This window comes from Mesorhizobium sp. ORM8.1 (assembly GCF_053005525.2).
Genome location: NZ_CM132600.1, coordinates 6,490,966 through 6,506,182, shown reverse-complemented (window position 1 = coordinate 6,506,182; position 15,217 = coordinate 6,490,966). Strand labels below are relative to the sequence as shown.

The window sequence follows — 15,217 nt, the reverse complement described above, 5'->3', positions numbered from 1 at the left end:
TCTCCCCGTAAACGGGGCGAAGAAACCTGTTCCTAAAACCGCTCCAGTTTCCTCCGCACATTCGCCAGAAAAGCCGCCCGGCTCTTCGGCGTCGATGCGTCCATCAGATAATGCGCGAGGAAGAATGTCTTGCAGCGCCTGGAGCAGAGCGCACGCATGCCGCGCAGCAATGTCTTGCGGCCGGGCTGGCCGACAACCACGCTCCACCAGGTCGGCGCGCCGCAGGTGGTGATGACGCCGACTTTGGTGACATGCGTCATCAGCGAGGTGATGCGCCCCTTGCCGACCGGCAGCTTGAAGGCGACATCCGTCGCCCAGACACGGTCGAGCCAGCCTTTCAACATCGCCGGCAGGCCGTACCACCAGGTCGGATAGATGAAGAGGATCGCCTCGGCCCATTTCAGGTGCTCGAAATGCAGCTTCAACGCCGGATCCTGCGGCGCGCGGTTATTATAGGAACGCCGCTCCTCGCAGCCCATCACCGGGTTGAAGTTCTCGGCATAGAGGTCGAGCAGCCGCACCTCCCAACCTCGCCTCTTCAACACATCGAGCGCCGTCTCGCGGATCGCCGCGCAAAAACTCTCGGGCACCGGATGGCAATAGACCACCAGCACCCGCATCAGAATTGATCCATCCGGGCCGCAACCTTTGCGGTGAAGGCCGTGCGCGTCTCGTCGGTCGACAGGTTCATCGAATAATGGGCGAGGTAGGAAACGGACGCCCCGGGCCTGATGGTCGCCCGCAGCATACGTTTGACAATCTTGCGCGGCGGGTCGCCCATCAGCATGGCGCGAAACCGGCTGCCGCCATAGGTGGTGACGGCGGCGAGCTTGCTTATGTTGTGCAGCGACGGCTGCACCTTGCCATCCACGAGCTTGAACGACACGCCGGGCAGGAAAACGCGATCGAAGACGCCTTTCAGGACAGCGGGAAAGCCGTAGTTCCAGACTGGGTAGGACAGTACCAGCGCATCAGCCCGCAACAGGCGCTCGACATAAGGCGCCGCTGGATCGGCGGAGCCGCGCGGGCTGTGGTAATCCAGCCTCTCCTGGCGGGTCAGCCTCGGATCGAAATCCTCGGCGTAGAGATCGCAATCGTCGACGCTATGGCCCGCCGCTTCCAACCGCTCGACGATCGTCCGGTGCAGGCCGGCATTGAAGCTGGTCTCCACCGGATGGGCGTAAAGCACGAGGACTTTCATCAGCCCGCCCTCTGCAGCCCCTTGAACAGGAACGTCCGGCCCGAGCGATAGTCGTAGTCCGGATTTTCCCAGGCGATCATCTTGCCGGGGTTGAGCAGCCCTTGCGGATCGGTCTCGCGCTTGAAGGCGAGCTGGATCTCGTCGGTCTGCTTCATGCCGCCCTCTTCCAGCGTGTAGCGATGCGGGTTGAAGATTGGGCAGCCATTCTCCTCATGCAGGCGGATGATTTCGTCGAGCCGCGCCTCGCTGGTGAACTTGACCAGCGGCAGGCCGAAGCAGGTGATGTTGCCGTCGAGGCGCACGAATTCGAGATGCGAAAACACCTCGCCGGGGAACATCGCGTCCATCTTCTCGACCAGCGCCAGCTGGTTGGGAAACGGATAGAGCGACTGCAGATAGGTGATGGAAGGATCGACGCGCAGTGCCCGCAACGTCGTGTGGTTCCAGGCGAGCTCATAGGCCGGCGGCAGGCCCTTCTTGTCCTCGCCCGTCGCGGTTGCCGCGTTGAAGACGATCTCGCCGCCAGCGCGACGGGTGAAAGCGAGGAAAGCGTCCAGCCCGTGCCTTGCCACCATGACCACGCAGATGCTCTGCCCCTCGCGGAAAAATTTCTGGTGGCGCTTGAAATAAAGCTGCGGCACGGGCGCGGCGATCGGCGTGATCAGCTTGGTCAGGATGCCGTCCTGGCGAGCGAGCGCATTGCCATAGCGCGCTGCATCCATGAAACGGTCGAAGCCGACGATCACGTCGATCCACTCATAGGCGGCGGTCAGCGGCATCTCGACTTCGGTGATGATGCCGTTGGTGCCGTAAGCGTGCGTGACCTTATGCAAATCCTCGCCGGTCAGTTCGAGCACTTTCGGCTCGGCCTCCATGGTGACGATGCGCAAGCGCAGCACATTGCCGAAATCGCGCAAGCCGCCGAAATTGATGGAGCCGACCCCGCCTGAGCCACCGGCGATGAAGCCGCCGATCGAGGCCGTGTTGTAGGTCGAGGGCGAGAGCCGCAATTCCTGCCCGGAATGCGCCCGCGTCGCCTTGTCGATGTCGGCGAGGATTGCGCCAGGACCAGTAACCACCCGCCCCGGCGCGATCGCCTTGATCTCGTTCATCTCGGCCAGGTTGAGCACGACGCCGCCCGACAGCGGCATCGCCTGGCCGTAATTTCCGGTGCCGCTGCCGCGTGGTGTCAGCGGGACACCATGCTTGTGGCATGCGGCAAGCACGCGCATCACCTCGTCCTCGTTCTTCGGCGTGACGATGAGGTCGCCTTTGACATGGTCGAGCTGCGCTTTGAGCACCGGGCTGTACCAGTAGAAGTCGCGGCTCTTCTGCTGGACGATCGCCGGATGGTCGTCGATCTTGAGCCCTTCGAGGTCGCGCTTCAGCGCCGCGATATCCATCATTCCACCATCAGTTCGTCGAGTTCGGCATAGTCGGGCAATTTGCGCTCGATCGCCCTGCCCGCGCGCACGACGATGCGATCCGATTCGGGCCGCGACAGCAATTCCGTCCAGCTGCGCCCCTTGAAGACGATGAAATCGGCGCTGCCGCCGGCGGCCAGCGTGCCGGCGCCATCGAGCCGCATCACTTCAGCCGGCGTCGCCGCCACCGCCCTCGGCCAGTCGCCGACCGGATGGTCGAAATGCAGGATGCGCGTCGCCATGCGGTAGACTTCCAGCATGTCGAGATCGCCATAGGCGTAGAACGGGTCGCGTGTGTTGTCGGAGGCGACCGCCACCTTGATGCCGCGCGCCCTCATCTCGTGCAGCAGCGTCACGCCGCGCCAGCGCGGTGTCGTTGCGTTGCTGCGCCGGTCCTGCAGATAGAGATTGCACATCGGCAGCGACACCACGGCCAGGCCCGCCTTCGCCACCTTGTCCAGCGTGTCGAGCACGTCGAGGTCGGGCTGCCGCGCCAGTGAGCAGCAATGGCCGACCAGGATGTTGCCTTCAAAACTGTTCCACAGCGAGGCTTCGGCGATCTTCTTCAAGGAGGTCGCCGCGACATCGTCGGTCTCGTCGGCGTGGAAATCGAGGTCCAGCCCGTGCTTGATCGCCTGCGCAAACACCTTGTCGAGCAGCTCCTCGAGATCGGGTACCATATAGGTGACGACACCGAGCACACCCTTGGCCGCGGCGACGCGCTTCGCCAGTTTCTCGAACCATTTTTTGTCACGCACGCCTTCGATGCCGATCAGACAGGCGGCCTGCAGGTCGATGCGGCCCCGCCAGCTCTCGCGCATCGCCTCGAACACCGGCCAGGAAATCTCTTCCTGCGGCGCAACACTGTCGAGATGCGTGCGCACGGCCCTCGTGCCATGCGCATAGGCCGAGCGCAGCGAAAAATCCATGCGCCGCGCCACATCCTGCGCGCTCCAGCGCGCCGCGCGGTCGGCGCCGGTGGCGTTGAGCGCGCCCATGAAAGTGCCATCGGGATTGGGTTTTCGAGGCCAGATGTGCCCTTTGTCGATATGGGTGTGGCAGTCGACGAAACACGGCAGGATGATGCGGCCGCCGAGGTCGATCGCATCGGCCGGCGCCTTCGATTTGTCATGCGCCGCAATGCCGGAGATCTTCCCGTCGGCGACCGCAATGTCGACAAGCGCGAAACCGTCGGCGTCGAAAATTGTAGCAAGCCCTGGCGTCAGCGAGCGGTGAACGCGGGCGTTGGCCAGCCGGTATGAGGTCGTGTCCGGAATCAAAGGCTGCTCTCCTGGGTGCCGAGACCAACCACCCTAGCGCTCCTGCTTCAGCGCGCTCTCATGCCAGCGACGCAGGATGAGATGCGACACCAAGGACAGCACCAGGAAGATCAGGATGCCGGTGAGCGAGATCAGGATCAGCGCCGCAAACAGCCGTGGCGCGTTGAGCCGGTAGCCGGCCTCGATGATGCGGGACGCCAGCCCGGACGACTGCCCCTGCGCGCCGGCGACGAACTCGGCCACCACCGCGCCGATCAGCGACAGGCCGCCGGCGATCTTCAGGCCGCCGAGGAAATAAGGCATGGCCGCCGGCAGGCGCAGATAGCGCAATTGCTGCCAGTGCGTGGCGCCGTTGAGCTTGAACAGGTCGCGCAAGTTTCGGTCGACCGAGTTCAACCCAAGCGTGGTGTTGGAGAGGATCGGGAAGAAAGCGACGATCCACGCGCACAGCAGCAGTTTGACGGTCTGGTTGTTCACATAGATGTTGATCAGCGGGAAGATGGCGACGATCGGCGTCACCTGCAGCACGATGGCGAAGGGGAAAAACGACATCTCCACCCATTTCGACTGCGCAAACAGCACCGCCAGCCCGACACCGCCGATGACGGCCAAAAGCAGGCTGAGAAAGGTGATCCTGAGCGTCACCAACAGCGAGGAGAACAACAGCCCGGCATCGTTGTGCAGCGTCTGCAGCACCACGCCCGGCCGCGGCAGGATGTATTGCGGGATCTCGTTCCAGACGCAGACGCGATCCCAAAGCCAGATCGCCAGCACCATGATCGCCAGCGGCAGCACCCATCTGCCGATGCGTTCCAGCCGCTCCTGGCGGACGCGGCGCGCCTCTTCTGGGTCGAGCTTGAGCGCGGTGTCGTCAATGGCCGTCATGATGCGGTCCAACAGTTGAATTGATGGCATTGACCAGCACGTCCGACGCTTGCCGGCAAAGCGCTGCGTAGTCGGGCGAGGTCCGGAACACCTCGTCGCGCGGATAAGGCGCGTCGACGGCGAGTTCGCCGAAGACCCGGCCCGGACGCGCCGCCATGACGACGACGCGGCTGGACAGGAACACGCTTTCGAAGACGCTGTGGGTGACGAAGACGACGGTGAAGCGCTCGTCCTGCCAAAGCTCCAGAAGGTCGTTGTTGAGCTTGAAGCGGGTGATTTCGTCGAGTGCGGCGAACGGCTCGTCCATCAACAGGATACGCGGCTTCGTCACCATGGCGCGCGCGATCGAGACGCGCATCTTCATGCCGCCCGACAGCTCGCGCGGCACGGCGCTCTCGAAGCCGGTGAGATGGACGCGCGACAGCATCTCCATCACCGCCGGTTCGGCCTTGGCGCGCGACACGCCCTTCAGCCGCAGCGGCAGCCAGACATTGTCGAAGACGCTGGCCCAGGGCAGCAATGTCGGCTCCTGGAAGACGAAGCCGATGTTGGAGCGGCCGATCGAGCCGCCCCAGTCGAGCTGGCCGGAGGTCGGCGTCGACAGGCCGGCGATCAACCGCAAGGCCGTGGATTTGCCGCAGCCGGAGGGTCCAAGCAGGCTGAGGAAATCGCCTTCACGGATCGCGAGATCGACCCTGCTCAGCGCCGTGACGCCGTTGGAAAACACCTTGCCTACATTGCGCAGCGAAAGCAGCATCGGGGCTTCACCCGATGCTGCCTGTCTGCGCCACTTTTTCCTGGATCATCTCAGGCAGGCCGTCTTACTTCTTCAGCTCCATCCCGACACCTTTGTTGATGAAGGCCAGCGTATAGGCCTTCTTGATGTCGATGCCCGGCTGCGCGACCTTGGCCTTGACCATCTTGTCGTAGAAACTCTGGATGCGAGCCTCGGTCATGGCGCCGATGCCGAGCTTTTCCGAATCGCCGGAATCGACCACGCCGAACTTCTTCATCTGCTCGATCGAGAAGGCGATCTGCTCATCCGTCATGTCCGGATTGTCCTTCTTGATCATGTCGTTGGCGGCCTTGTTGTCGCCGTAGAGATACTTGTACCAGCCCTTGGCCGAGCCATCGACGAAGCACTGGACGACCTCCGGCCGCTTGTCGATCGTGTCCTGCATCACCTCGACGGTCGTCGAATAGGTGTCCCAGCCATAGTCGGCGAGCAGGAACTGGTTGGGCATGAAGCCGCCCTGCTTCTGCACGGCGAAAGGCTCGGACGTCACGTAGCCCTGCTGGATCGACTTGTTGTTGGCGATGAAAGGCGCCGGGTTGAACGTATAAGGCACGCGCTTGGCGGCGTCGTAGCCGAGATCGGTGACCATCCACTGGAAGAAGGTCTGCGCGCCTTCGTCGCCCATGATGTACTGGTCGGCGTTCTTCAGGTCCTCCCACTTGTCGAGCCCCTGCCCCGGATGGGACATGATGACCTGCGGATCCTTCTGGAAGTCGGACGCGACGACGCGCATCGGGATGCCTTGCTGCACGGCGTCGAAGGCCGAAAGCAGATTGCCGCCCATATAGAAGTCGATCTTGCCGGCCAGAAGCATCGGCCGGCCGCTGACCTGCGGCCCGCCCTGCATGATGGTGACATCGAGGCCGCAAGCGGCGTAGGTGCCGTCGGCCACCGCCTGGTAGTAGCCGCCATGCTCCGGCTCAGCCAGCCAATTGGTGCCGAACGTGACTTTCTCGTTCGCGGCCGCGCTGAGCGTGCCTGCCGCCAGCAGGGCAATCGAGCCTGCCAGGATATTCCCTCTTCCGACCATCAACATCACCCTCTCTTGGCTCCGGCGCGCAATGCGCTGGGCTCGACACCATTGGTTCAAGAAGCAAGACACATGCCACCGCCTGGGCCGCCTGCTTGCGCGACAGTCACCCCAAAGACCGGACGGGTCATGCTGTACGAAAGGCATCGTGCCTATTTTTTGGACGCCTGTCCACAATCGCCCGGGCGGCATGCACGGCATCTTGAAGGTTTCATCGATGCCGCTCTAGGGTGCCTCAAGACAGGAGAATGCCCATGCTGAAATACCTCGCCCCGAAGTCGATCAAGCCGCCCTTCGCCCGCTACAGCCACGGCGTCGAAATCCCGGCCGGCAAGCGCCTGGTGCTGTGCTCGGGCCAGCTTGGCATCGGGCCTGACGACCATGTCCCCGAGGATGCCGGCGCGCAGACGGAGCTTTGCTTCAAGAACATAGCCGCGATCCTGAGCGAAGCCGGACTGGCGCTGAATGACATCGTGCGCATCAATGCTTTCGTCAGCGGCCGCGAGCATCTGCAGGCCTATATGGATGTCCGCAACCGGCTGTTTTCCGATCCAGCGCCAGCCTCGACGCTGATGATCGTTTCCGGCTTCGCCCGCCCGGAATTCAAGGTCGAGGTCGAGGTGTTGGCTGCAGGCTGACAGTTGCCGGTGGGAAGCAAGGGCATTACACCGACCGGTACGGACGGCAGAGCGATCGGGAGACGACAGTGACGAAAAAGCGAGTGTGGTGGGGCGATTACCGGACCACTGAATACGCCTCGATCGATGCGGAAGCGACGATCGCCGTGCTGCCGGTCGCCGCCATTGAGCAGCATGGCCCGCATCTGCCTGTTTCGACCGACACCTCGATCATGATGGGCATGCTGGAGACGACGATCGCTCGGCTGCCCGACGATCTCGACATCCGCATCCTGCCGGTACAAGCGGTGGGCAAATCGAACGAGCACCTGCATGCGCCGGGAACGCTCACGCTGCCGGCCACCACGCTGGTCGATGCCTGGACGGAGCTTGGCCTGTCGATCGCGCGCGCCGGGGTCAGGAAGCTGATCGTCGTCAATTCGCATGGCGGCAATGAAGAGATCATGGGCATCATCACGCGCGAATTGCGGGTGCGCGCCAAAATGCTGGCGGTGAAGACGAGCTGGCAGCGCTTCGGCCGACCGGCGGGCATGTATACCGAGCTCGAGGACCGCCACGGCATCCATGGTGGCGATGTCGAGACCTCGCTGATGCTGCATTTCCGGCCCGACCTCGTCGACATGGGCAAGGCAGACAATTTCGTCTCCAATGTCGGCCGTGCCGAAAAGGAATTCGGCCTTCTGCGCCACACCGGAACGCACGCCTTCGCCTGGATCGCCAGCGACCTCAACGCCAATGGCGTGGTCGGCGACGCCAGTATCGCCACCGCCGAGAAGGGTCGGCTGACGGCCGAACATCAGGCGAATGGTTTCATCAACCTGGTCAAGGATGTGCGTAAGGCGAAGCTTGCCGAGTGGCTGCTGTAACTACTCCTCGACAGCAAGCTCGAACGGAATGCCTTCGAAAGCATCGGCGCCGCGTCCGATCGCTTCGATCGCCGCGATCATGCGGCCGTCGCGCTGCAGCAGCATGTCGGCGACCGCGATCAGCCGTGGGTTGGGCGTCGCCGTCGGCGACAGAAAGCGCAGCGTCCTGGCGAGTTCCACCTCGTCGCGCTTGGGCGCCAGTGCCGCCGCGATGATATAGGCCGAGGCGGTCGAGCGGCTCACCCCTGCATAGCAATGCACGACCATCGGCTTTGCCCGGTCCCAGCGATAAGCGAAATCGAGCAAGGCGCGCACATGCTCCTCGCCCGGCATCGTCATGCCGTCCTGCGCGACCGCGATGTCGTGCATGACAAGATGCAGGTGGTTTTCAGCCTGGATCGAGGCCGGACGCGTCACCTCGGTGCCGGCAGCAAGCAGGGACAACAGCCGCTGCGCTCCGGTCCTTGCAACGGTTGCGTCAACCTTCGACAGCGAACAGACATGGATCATTGCTTTGCTTCCTTTGCCTGATCGTCGCGCCTCGCGGCGCAGGCTGCAAGCGCCGATTCGAGACGCTGCCATTCGTCGTCGCTGCCCGGCAGACCGGCGCGCAAGGCCTGTGGCCGTTCGGCAAAATGACGAACGAGCACGCCGTGATGGCCGAGCGCCGAGAACAGGCTGGGAGCATCGGCAAGAGACAGATAGCGGAACAACGAGGTGCCGCTTGCGACCGGAGCGCCGAAGCGGTTGAAGAGAGCGTCGAGCCGCTCGGCTTCTGTCGCGAGACGCCGGCGCATGTCGGCCTGCCATCCTGTGTCCGACAGAGCGCGGATACCGTATTCGAGCGCCGCGCCGGCGACAGCCCAGGGGCCGAGCTGCATCTCCAGTCGCTCGACCGTCAACGGATCGGCCAGCGCGAAGCCCAGCCTGACGCCGGCGAGACCGAAGAACTTGCCGAATGAGCGCAGCACCACCATGCCGCCCTCGCCGGCGTCGCCCGCCAGGCTTTGCTCGATGGGGCCGACATCCATGAAGGCTTCGTCGACGACCAGCAGGCCGCCTTTAGCGCGAAGCGCGGTGGCAAGCCGAAGCAGCCGCTCGCGCTCGACAACGCGCCCGTCCGGATTGTTCGGATTGACCAGGATGGCAAGATTTGCCTCCGCCAAGGCATCGATATCGCTGACTTCGGCCACCGCATGGCCGGCAATCGCGGCTGCCCTGGCGTGTTCGGCATAGGTTGGCCCCAGCACCAGCGCCTTGCCGGGCCCGACCAGCGAGGCAACGCGCGGCAGCAGGATTTGCGTGCCGGGAGCGGCCGCGACATGCGCCGCCGAGGGCGCGCCATAGGCGCTCGCCGCAATGGCTTTCAGCTCATGGTTGCGCACACCCTCCGGAAGTCGCCGAAAGGTGGTGGCAGGCGGTTCGAAAAGCGGATAGGAGTGCGGATTGATACCCGTCGAGAGGTCGACGAAAGGCCGTGGCGCGGAGGGGAAGAGCGCACTCGCCCGGCCAAGGGATCCGCCGTGATCCACCGCAGCAACCGCTCCATCAAGAAGCTTCATGTCGATCCTGATCGCCTTCCTGTCCCTGATCGTTGAACGTGTCCTGGGTTATCCGGACTGGCTGTTCAATACCATCGGCCATCCCGTCACCTGGATAGGCAGGCTGATATCCTTTCTTGATCGCAGGCTCAACCGCGCGACCGATTCCGACGAAGTGCGTCGCCGTCAGGGCGTGCGGGCGTTGCTGGTCATCGTCCTGGTGCCGGCTGCCATCGGCCTGGCGCTGCATGTCCTGCTCTGGATGATCTTTCCGACCGGCCTGGTTGTAGGCGCAATCCTCGGCTCATCGCTGCTATCCCAGAAAAGCCTTGCCGAGCATGTCGAGGCCGTCGCCGACGCGTTGGAGACAGGCGGCCTGACGCTTGGCCGTATCGCGGTATCGCGCATCGTCGGCCGTGATCCGGAAAGGCTCGACAAGGCCGGCATTGCCCGCGCCGCGATCGAGAGCCTGGCCGAGAATTTCTCCGACGGCATCGTCGCGCCGGCTTTTTGGACCGGCATCGGCGGTCTTGCCGGAGGCGCCGCCTACAAAGCCGCCAACACCGCCGATTCGATGATCGGCCACCGCACGCCGCAATATGAGGCCTTCGGCCGGGCCGCGGCCCGCTTCGACGACCTGATCAACCTGCCGGCATCGCGGCTCACCGGCCTGCTCATCGTGCTCGCCGCCTTTCTTGTCCCGGGCACCGACCCGCGCGGCGCCTGGCAGGTCATGCGCCGCGACGCCAGAAAACACCGCTCGCCCAATGCCGGTTGGCCGGAAGCCGCGATGGCCGGCGCTCTGGGATTGTCGCTGGCCGGACCGCGCAGCTATGGCGGCGAAATGGTCGAGGACGCCTATATGGGCGAAGGCGGCCGCCGCGAGGCCGAAAGCACCGACATCCGCCAGGCGCTGAAACTCTACCGCGTCGCCGACTGGCTGCTGATCGGCCTGTTCGCGGTTCTTTCGGCTGTTGTGATCTACCTGACCACAATGATCAGCGGTTAAAATTCGATCCCCTGCTGCGCTTTCACGCCGGCCGAGAAATGATGCTTGGTCAGCCCCATTTCGGTGACGAGATCGGCGGCCTCGACCAGCAGCGGCTTGGCGTTGCGGCCGGTGACGATGACATGCAGATCCTCGCGCCGAGCCTTCAGCGCCGCGACCACTTTTTCCAGGTCGAGATAGTCGTAGCGCAGCGCGATGTTGAGCTCATCGAGCACGACAAGGCTGATCGACGGGTCGGCGATCAACTCCTGAGCCTTGGCCCAGGCGGCCTCGGCGGCTGCGATGTCGCGCTTCAGGTCCTGCGTCTCCCAGGTGAACCCCTCACCCATGGCATGCCAGACGACGCGGTCGCCGAAGGCGGTGAAGGCGTCCTTCTCACCGGTGTGCCATTTGCCCTTGATGAACTGAACGACGCCGACGCGCTTGCCATAGCCCAGCATCCTCAGTGCAAGGCCGAAGGCGGCGGTGGTCTTGCCCTTGCCGGGGCCGGTGTTGACGATCAGCAGGCCCTTCTCGATCGTCTTGCCCGCAACCTCGGCATCCTGCACTTCCTTGCGCTTGGCCATTTTGGCGCGGTGGCGCTCGGCTTCCTTGTCGTCGACGGTCTGGTTTTCAGCCATGTCATTTCACCTTGAGCGGCAGCCCCGCCACCATCATGAGAACACTGTCGGCGACCGCCGCGACCTGCTGGTTCAGTCGGCCGGCGGCATCGCGGAAGCGGCGCGCCAGCGCATTGTCGGGCACAATGCCGAGGCCAACCTCGTTCGACACCACGAACCACGGTCCGCGCGGCCGCGACAGCGCATCCGTGAGCCGCCGGCATTCGATCTCGGCATCATGGTCGGCCAGCATATGGTTGGTCAGCCACAATGTCAGGCAGTCGATCAGCACCGGCTGGTGGTCCGGCAAGGCTTCGATCGCTTCCACCAGGTCGAGCGGCGCATCGATGGTCACCCAGCCTAGGCCGCGTCGCGACCGATGCAGCGCGATGCGCTCGCGCATCTCGTCGTCATAGGCTTGCGCGGTGGCGATATAGGCCCAGGGCGATGGGTAGCCGGTCGTCAGGGTCTCGGCATGCGTACTCTTGCCCGAGCGCGCGCCGCCAAGGAGGAAGGTCAGTTTCCGATTCGAAGCTGTGTTGCCGCTCGCGGCTGTCGCGCCGGTCATTCCAGGCCTTTCATCTTTGGCTTGAATCTTGTCCTGGCCACGAATGGCCGACTTTAGGCAGAAGCGCCATGACCGGCAAACCAAATTCCGTCGTTGCGCAACCGGATTGCGGCAGCGCCTGCAGCATCATGAAGCGGCGATCCGGGCAGCAACCAGCTGCTGCAGCCGCCATAGATGCGCATCGTGGATGCCGCGCTGCTCCAGGTTTTTCACCGTGTTGTGGAGGTAATCGGCGCCTGAACCCCAATGGCCGCAGGACGTCGCAAGCCTTTCGACCACTTCGTCCTCGCTGAGCGGACCGGCATAGGTGGTGCCCTGGCGGTTGATGACGAAGGCCAGCGCGCGCAACGGTCCCTTGTCGGTTGCGACCTGCAAAAGGCGCGGCCGGTAGCTCGTCGGCTTCAATGTCACTTCACGCCGGAACAGTCTGTCCAGCGCCTGCCTGCGGTTGGTGTCGCTCAGCCGGAAGGCAACGCCCTTGCACTGCCCGCCACGATCGAGTGCCATCATCAGGCCGGGGTTGTCCTTGGTGCCGCGCCAGCGCGTCATCTTCATGCAGAAGGACCGATGCCAGCCGCGCGCCACGGCCACCCGCTCCTCCGTATGTTCGATTTCTGGCTTCCAGATCAGCGAGCCATAACCGAACAGCCAAAGCGGCTCGGTGGCGGGAAGCTGCGCCTCGAACGCACCGAGCATGACCTCATAGTCGCTGTCGGACAGATGCTCCGCATCCGGATCCGGTCCCGTGTCCTCGACTGGACGGAAGCAGCGAGCGACCAGGTCCTCAGTCAGCGACATCGTTCTTGCAAGCATCACTCATCACCCAAGCCCGCCGCTGAAATACCGGCGATTCCGAAGCGACCTTAAGGGCGGCGCAGAAGCGCTACAATGGCGCAGCGCAATTGACAACACCGCTCTCCAGGTGTCGGCTGTCGGGCAGCCAGGAGCAGCCGATGCAGCCGGATCCAAGCGGAAGCGACCTCTACAACGGTCTGACCAGCCTCGAACCCACCTTGCCGTCGGCAGCCTATTGGGACGCCGATGCCTACGGGCGCGACCTGGACGCCATCTGGCACCGGAGCTGGCTGATGGTCTGCCGCGAAGCCGATCTCGCCGACCCCCTCGCCTTCAGAACGTTCCGCATCGGTTCGCAGGAGATCGTCGTGCTGCGCGACGAGACCGGCAGCTTGCGCGCCTTCCACAACACGTGCCGGCATCGCGGCTCGCAGCTTTGCCAGGAAAGCGCGGGGCGGCTGAAAGCCAGGCTGCTCACTTGCCCTTACCACGCCTGGTCCTATTCGCTGCGTGGCGACTTGGTGCGCGTGCCGTCGAAATCGTTGCCCGAAGGCTTCGACAAGGCCGATTATCCGCTCTACCGGGTGGCGTTGTCGGTGTGGCGCGGTTTCGTCTTCATCAATCTTGCCGAAGACGCCGTCGGATCGGCGCAAACCGCTTTCGATCCGGCCTCCGGTGACCTGTCCAACTGGCCGTTGGAAACGCTCGTCACCGGGCACCGGCTGAGCAAGCTGATGAACTGCAACTGGAAGATCTTTTGGGAGAACTTCAACGAATGCCTGCACTGCCCCGGCGTGCACAAGGATCTGTCGCGGCTGGTGCCGATCTATGGCCGCGGCCTGATGTCCCGGCACGACGATCCGGAATGGACGCGTCACGCCGACAATGATGCGCCGGAGTTTTCCGGCGGCCTGCGCGCCGGCGCCGAAACCTGGTCGCGCGACGGACGTGTCCATGGCCCGGTCTTTGCCGGCATGACGCCGGCAGAGCGTGCCGCCGGCCAGACCTATGCGACAGCGCTGCCCTCGATGTTCATCGTTGGCCATGCCGACTATGTGCGCACGGTGAGGCTGGCGCCGCTCGGCCCCGAGCAGACCGAGCTCACCGCCGAATGGCTGTTCGCGCCGGATTCGCTGGGAGAAACCGACATCGACAACATCGTCGCCTTCGGCACGCAGGTGCTGGAGGAGGACGCCGCAATCTGCGAGATCAACCAGAAGGGCCTGCGCTCGATGCGCCATCAGGCTGGCGTGCTGATGCCCGAGGAGTATGATCTCCACCGCTTCCACGACTGGGTGCGTGGGCGCCACGCCGCATTCCAGCCTGGATCAGAATGATTTCGGCAGATAGCGCCAGGTGAAGAAGCCGCAGAACGCCGCCAGCAGGCCAAGTGTTGCGAACACCGAACCCAGGCCGAAAAAGCTCAGCACCACCGAATAGACCAGCGGCGGCGTCAGCTCGGAGAAGTCGAGATAGGTGCGGTAGACCGCCGCCATCTGTGCCCTTTCATAGGAGCGCACCGAGCGCATGAAGACGGTCGAGCCCAGCGCATCGAGCGCAATCGTGAACAAGGCGCCGCAAAGCAGGAATGCGCCGGTAAGCAGCGGCGCGGCCTCGCCGACGCCGCCGGCCGCAAACAGCATGGTCGCCATGGCGAAATAAGCGAAGGTCATCACCCGCCGTCCGCCAAAACGCTTGCCCGCCTTGCCCCAGAAGATCGCCATGAAGAGCAGCGCATTGCCAGCCGAGACCAGCAGGCCGCCGGCGAGCTCACCCTGGCTGGTGATGACCATGAACAGCGGACCGTAGACGAAGAACGTCGTCCAGAAGCAGGAGCGGCCAAAGGCGATCAGCCAGGCAAGCCGCAGCCTCGGCTGCCTGACGAAACGGCCGATATTGGCAAGCGGATTGGCTGGGCGCGTCTTGCCTGGGCGGATCGACTGGTTGTCGCTCAGCCGATAGGCCCAGAATAAAGTCAGCAATGCCAGCGCGAAGACGACGACCGCGCCATGCGCGGCGTAGATGCCGAACCGTGTGTAAAGGAAGATGCCGAGCGTCGGCCCGCCGGTCCAGGCAAACATCGACCACGCCATGCGCAGCGATTCGGCCTGCATGAAGTCGGTCTTGCGGATGTGGTCCATGATGTAGAGGTTGAGCGTTATCGACAGCGCGCTGGCGCCCATCACGCGGCAGAGCATGCCGGCCAGTTGCCCCCACAGCGTGTGGGTGACGAAGAAAGCCGAGCCAATCGCCAGCAACAGGCAACCGGCCGTGTAGACCCAGCGCCGCGCGAAGCGGCGGATGAGCATCGGCATGAACAAGGTGACCGACAGGCCGGTGAGCGATACGATCGTGTAGAGGATCGAGACGATCTGCTCGTTGTGCAGGATCTCGTAAGCCTGGATCGGGATGACGCTGGAGATCGTGGCGCGGGCGAAAGATTCCACGGCATAGAGCGATGCGAACGTGCGCGCATCGGCCGGCCGCAAAGCGGGCAGCCATATCGGATGGCGCACATGGGTGGACATCGACCCTCCGGAACGTGAATCACGCCTCAAATCTGGCCGGACCAGTCGCTGCCCGGT

17 protein-coding genes are annotated in these 15,217 nt (G+C 63.9%); 4 read left to right on the top strand and 13 right to left on the bottom strand.

The annotated features are described in order from the left end of the window. Positions 1 to 32 precede the first annotated feature (32 nt). From ACVDG8_RS32425 to ACVDG8_RS32395, 7 genes are all read right to left on the bottom strand, one after another. Positions 33 to 620, bottom strand: a complete 588-nt coding sequence (locus tag ACVDG8_RS32425; RefSeq protein WP_447252111.1) for an NAD(P)H-dependent oxidoreductase — start codon at positions 618 to 620, stop codon at positions 33 to 35. Then, positions 620 to 1,201 (bottom strand): NAD(P)H-dependent oxidoreductase, encoded by a 582-nt coding sequence (locus ACVDG8_RS32420; RefSeq protein WP_447252110.1) that lies wholly within the window; start codon positions 1,199 to 1,201, stop codon positions 620 to 622. Before ACVDG8_RS32420 ends, ACVDG8_RS32425 begins: the two co-directional genes overlap by 1 nt. Next, complete coding sequence (locus ACVDG8_RS32415) at positions 1,201 to 2,604, bottom strand: FAD-binding oxidoreductase (protein WP_447257155.1); 1,404 nt, start codon at positions 2,602 to 2,604, stop codon at positions 1,201 to 1,203. Before ACVDG8_RS32415 ends, ACVDG8_RS32420 begins: the two co-directional genes overlap by 1 nt. Further along, entirely contained in the window at positions 2,604 to 3,905 is a 1,302-nt protein-coding gene (locus ACVDG8_RS32410; protein ID WP_447252109.1) for a cytosine deaminase, read from the bottom strand. The genes ACVDG8_RS32415 and ACVDG8_RS32410 overlap by 1 nt, the downstream gene beginning before the upstream one ends. Positions 3,906 to 3,938: 33 nt before the next feature. Next, positions 3,939 to 4,790 carry an ABC transporter permease gene (locus tag ACVDG8_RS32405; RefSeq protein ID WP_447252108.1) on the bottom strand — a complete coding sequence of 284 codons (852 nt, stop codon included), beginning with the start codon at positions 4,788 to 4,790 and terminating at the stop codon, positions 3,939 to 3,941. Then, positions 4,777 to 5,547: an ABC transporter ATP-binding protein gene (locus ACVDG8_RS32400; RefSeq protein ID WP_455707383.1), complete on the bottom strand. Its 771-nt coding sequence runs from the start codon at positions 5,545 to 5,547 to the stop codon at positions 4,777 to 4,779. The genes ACVDG8_RS32405 and ACVDG8_RS32400 overlap by 14 nt, the downstream gene beginning before the upstream one ends. A 64-nt stretch (positions 5,548 to 5,611) precedes the next feature. After that, entirely contained in the window at positions 5,612 to 6,616 is a 1,005-nt protein-coding gene (locus ACVDG8_RS32395; protein WP_447252106.1) for an ABC transporter substrate-binding protein, read from the bottom strand. A 254-nt stretch (positions 6,617 to 6,870) separates the two neighbouring features. On the opposite strand from ACVDG8_RS32395, the gene ACVDG8_RS32390 reads away from it, so the two are divergent. Both ACVDG8_RS32390 and ACVDG8_RS32385 read left to right on the top strand, forming a co-directional pair. Then, positions 6,871 to 7,254, top strand: a complete 384-nt coding sequence (locus ACVDG8_RS32390; RefSeq protein WP_447252105.1) for a RidA family protein — start codon at positions 6,871 to 6,873, stop codon at positions 7,252 to 7,254. A gap of 68 nt (positions 7,255 to 7,322) precedes the next feature. Continuing rightward, a complete protein-coding gene (locus ACVDG8_RS32385) occupies positions 7,323 to 8,120 on the top strand; it encodes a creatininase family protein (RefSeq protein WP_447252104.1) in 798 nt (265 codons plus the stop codon). Here ACVDG8_RS32385 and ACVDG8_RS32380 read toward each other — a convergent pair whose 3' ends face one another. Further along, positions 8,121 to 8,630 (bottom strand): tyrosine phosphatase family protein, encoded by a 510-nt coding sequence (locus ACVDG8_RS32380; RefSeq protein WP_447252103.1) that lies wholly within the window; start codon positions 8,628 to 8,630, stop codon positions 8,121 to 8,123. Continuing rightward, on the bottom strand, positions 8,627 to 9,682 hold the full coding sequence (gene cobD / locus ACVDG8_RS32375; RefSeq protein ID WP_447252102.1) for a threonine-phosphate decarboxylase CobD: 1,056 nt from the start codon (positions 9,680 to 9,682) through the stop codon (positions 8,627 to 8,629). Before cobD ends, ACVDG8_RS32380 begins: the two co-directional genes overlap by 4 nt. Here cobD and cbiB point away from each other — a divergent pair. Next, entirely contained in the window at positions 9,681 to 10,670 is a 990-nt protein-coding gene (gene cbiB, locus ACVDG8_RS32370) for an adenosylcobinamide-phosphate synthase CbiB (RefSeq protein WP_447252101.1), read from the top strand. The two genes, cobD and cbiB, sit on opposite strands and share 2 nt — an antisense overlap. On the opposite strand, the gene cobO is transcribed toward cbiB, so the two are convergent. From cobO to ACVDG8_RS32355, 3 genes are all read right to left on the bottom strand, one after another. Next, a complete protein-coding gene (gene cobO, locus ACVDG8_RS32365; protein ID WP_447252100.1) occupies positions 10,667 to 11,290 on the bottom strand; it encodes a cob(I)yrinic acid a,c-diamide adenosyltransferase in 624 nt (207 codons plus the stop codon). The genes cbiB and cobO overlap by 4 nt on opposite strands. A 1-nt stretch (position 11,291) precedes the next feature. Further along, positions 11,292 to 11,837: a bifunctional adenosylcobinamide kinase/adenosylcobinamide-phosphate guanylyltransferase gene (gene cobU, locus ACVDG8_RS32360; protein WP_447252099.1), complete on the bottom strand. Its 546-nt coding sequence runs from the start codon at positions 11,835 to 11,837 to the stop codon at positions 11,292 to 11,294. A gap of 126 nt (positions 11,838 to 11,963) precedes the next feature. Then, on the bottom strand, positions 11,964 to 12,650 hold the full coding sequence (locus tag ACVDG8_RS32355; RefSeq protein WP_447252098.1) for a gamma-glutamylcyclotransferase: 687 nt from the start codon (positions 12,648 to 12,650) through the stop codon (positions 11,964 to 11,966). Between the two features lie 140 nt (positions 12,651 to 12,790). On the opposite strand from ACVDG8_RS32355, the gene ACVDG8_RS32350 reads away from it, so the two are divergent. Next, positions 12,791 to 13,969, top strand: coding sequence for an aromatic ring-hydroxylating oxygenase subunit alpha (locus ACVDG8_RS32350; protein WP_447252097.1), 1,179 nt, complete (start codon positions 12,791 to 12,793; stop codon positions 13,967 to 13,969). On the opposite strand, the gene ACVDG8_RS32345 is transcribed toward ACVDG8_RS32350, so the two are convergent. After that, positions 13,961 to 15,160, bottom strand: a complete 1,200-nt coding sequence (locus tag ACVDG8_RS32345; RefSeq protein ID WP_447252096.1) for an MFS transporter — start codon at positions 15,158 to 15,160, stop codon at positions 13,961 to 13,963. The two genes, ACVDG8_RS32350 and ACVDG8_RS32345, sit on opposite strands and share 9 nt — an antisense overlap. Positions 15,161 to 15,217 lie beyond the last annotated feature (57 nt).

Bases quoted from the DNA above. Each gene is read 5' to 3' on its own strand.
- ACVDG8_RS32395 (WP_447252106.1), bottom strand. From the start codon at position 6,616: ATGGTCGGAAGAGGGAATATCCTGGCAGGCTCGATTGCCCTGCTGGCG.
- cobU (WP_447252099.1), bottom strand. From the start codon at position 11,837: ATGACCGGCGCGACAGCCGCGAGCGGCAACACAGCTTCGAATCGGAAA.
- cobO (WP_447252100.1), bottom strand. From the start codon at position 11,290: ATGGCTGAAAACCAGACCGTCGACGACAAGGAAGCCGAGCGCCACCGC.
- ACVDG8_RS32355 (WP_447252098.1), bottom strand. From the start codon at position 12,650: ATGCTTGCAAGAACGATGTCGCTGACTGAGGACCTGGTCGCTCGCTGC.
- ACVDG8_RS32350 (WP_447252097.1), top strand. From the start codon at position 12,791: ATGCAGCCGGATCCAAGCGGAAGCGACCTCTACAACGGTCTGACCAGC.
- ACVDG8_RS32405 (WP_447252108.1), bottom strand. From the start codon at position 4,790: ATGACGGCCATTGACGACACCGCGCTCAAGCTCGACCCAGAAGAGGCG.
- ACVDG8_RS32420 (WP_447252110.1), bottom strand. From the start codon at position 1,201: ATGAAAGTCCTCGTGCTTTACGCCCATCCGGTGGAGACCAGCTTCAAT.
- ACVDG8_RS32400 (WP_455707383.1), bottom strand. From the start codon at position 5,547: ATGCTGCTTTCGCTGCGCAATGTAGGCAAGGTGTTTTCCAACGGCGTC.
- cobD (WP_447252102.1), bottom strand. From the start codon at position 9,682: ATGAAGCTTCTTGATGGAGCGGTTGCTGCGGTGGATCACGGCGGATCC.
- ACVDG8_RS32345 (WP_447252096.1), bottom strand. From the start codon at position 15,160: ATGTCCACCCATGTGCGCCATCCGATATGGCTGCCCGCTTTGCGGCCG.
- ACVDG8_RS32415 (WP_447257155.1), bottom strand. From the start codon at position 2,604: ATGGATATCGCGGCGCTGAAGCGCGACCTCGAAGGGCTCAAGATCGAC.
- cbiB (WP_447252101.1), top strand. From the start codon at position 9,681: ATGTCGATCCTGATCGCCTTCCTGTCCCTGATCGTTGAACGTGTCCTG.
- ACVDG8_RS32380 (WP_447252103.1), bottom strand. From the start codon at position 8,630: ATGATCCATGTCTGTTCGCTGTCGAAGGTTGACGCAACCGTTGCAAGG.
- ACVDG8_RS32425 (WP_447252111.1), bottom strand. From the start codon at position 620: ATGCGGGTGCTGGTGGTCTATTGCCATCCGGTGCCCGAGAGTTTTTGC.
- ACVDG8_RS32390 (WP_447252105.1), top strand. From the start codon at position 6,871: ATGCTGAAATACCTCGCCCCGAAGTCGATCAAGCCGCCCTTCGCCCGC.